Below are 1457 nucleotides of genomic sequence, written 5' to 3'. Positions count from 1 at the left end.
GAACAAGTGGTTTAGGTGTTTTGATAGGTGTCCCGTTTTCAGGGTTCACTTCAATAAGAGATGGTTTTTATTTTTTATCACTCACAAAAAAAGACACTCATCAGAGTGTCAACATAGTATTGCTCTCGCGTATAGGATTGGAGTACATTTCTCAAATGCGTATTGAGATGGTTCGTAAAAGAGAAAATGTCTTCATATTTAATGTAACATCGGTGGAAGTCAGTGTAAATTGATAATATATATACGGAAAATTTAGTATAGATAGTTTCCACTATGGATATAGTGCGATTTGCTCTTTAATACGCCATCACTTTTATGAAATAATTGGGAGGTTCTTATTATGACAGACTTGGTATTTAATAATGTTTATTAGAAAAAGAATGAATCATTTTTTAATCGATTCGTATAATTGTTAGAGAGGCACCCGTTGAACCACCTCCAACCAAATTAACGACGGATAATATGCCGAATAATTGAAGTGAAATTGTATTACCGGCAATTAAATTAGTAATTAAATTATTGTTATAATTTGAAGTTGATATAGCGGGAGAAAAAATAGAACCAGGAAGTGGAGTAGAAGCGTTTAATAGTAGTCTTGTTCCAGCGAGTAGAGCAGTTGTCGTATTAACTTGATAGGTTAAATGATATCTTCCGGTTACAGGAATTGTAAATATATCGTTTGAGGCGTTAACTGTAAAATTACCGAGGCTTTGATTATTAGAAAGAGGAATATTAGTTCCACCTAATATCACAGAGATGGGACCACCTAATGTATTATTAGCGAACATAGAGTTTGTTGTAACTATTGACCCAGTACTTCCGGTAGATCCAGTACTTCCGGTAGGCCCAGTACTTCCAGTAGGTCCAGTACTTCCGGTAGGCCCAGTACTTCCGATAGGTCCAGTACTTCCGATAGGTCCAGTACTTCCGGTAGGCCCAGTACTTCCGGTAGGTCCAGTACTTCCGGTAGGTCCAGTACTTCCGGTAGGTCCAGTACTTCCAGTAGGTCCTGTAAGTCTGTATGGAAGAATAATTTCAAGAGCCATTGATACTAGTTCTTCTATTCTTTTTTCATTTTTATCTTGAATTTAAATCACCTCATTTTTAAATTAGAATGCAATAAGTTTCGTGTTTTTGGAATGGAACTATCATTTTATTATATTAATAGTAGTAGTTAAAGCAACGGTAAAATGTTTAATAACTGTATGAATCATTTGGAAAGAAAAAAGAATAGTTATGAAAGCATTCCTTAATAATAGACTCATACTTATGTAAGTTAATTAAAAATATGTGGAATGAGGAATTAAATTGAAGCGGAATGATAAATTATCAATAAATAAAGGTAAGATAGCACCTGAGAATATTGGGCCTACATTTCCAGCTCTTCCGCCAATATATATTCCAACAGGAGCAACGGGAGCAACAGGAACAACAGGAGCAACAGGAGCAACGGGAGC

At 35.5% G+C, this 1457-nt stretch carries 3 protein-coding genes; 2 read left to right on the top strand and 1 reads right to left on the bottom strand.

The annotated features are described in order from the left end of the window. Positions 1–233: hypothetical protein (locus tag ACODS7_RS31990; protein ID WP_488828586.1), on the top strand; the 233-nt coding region annotated here is incomplete at its 5' end. Between the two features lie 159 nt (positions 234–392). Here the strand turns inward: ACODS7_RS31990 and ACODS7_RS31985 are convergent. Continuing rightward, positions 393–1046, bottom strand: a complete 654-nt coding sequence (locus tag ACODS7_RS31985) for a BclA C-terminal domain-containing protein (RefSeq protein ID WP_488828584.1) — start codon at positions 1044–1046, stop codon at positions 393–395. 262 nt (positions 1047–1308) lie between these two features. Between ACODS7_RS31985 and ACODS7_RS31980 the strand changes: the two genes are divergently transcribed. Then, positions 1309–1457 (top strand): exosporium leader peptide-containing protein (locus ACODS7_RS31980; protein WP_488828588.1); only part of this gene is annotated, 149 nt, incomplete at its 3' end.

It is taken from the genome of Bacillus sp. FG16 (genome assembly GCF_057809515.1).
This window is presented reverse-complemented; position numbering and strand designations above follow the sequence as displayed.

Bases quoted from the DNA above. Each gene is read 5' to 3' on its own strand.
- ACODS7_RS31985 (WP_488828584.1), bottom strand. From the start codon at position 1,046: ATGGCTCTTGAAATTATTCTTCCATACAGACTTACAGGACCTACTGGA.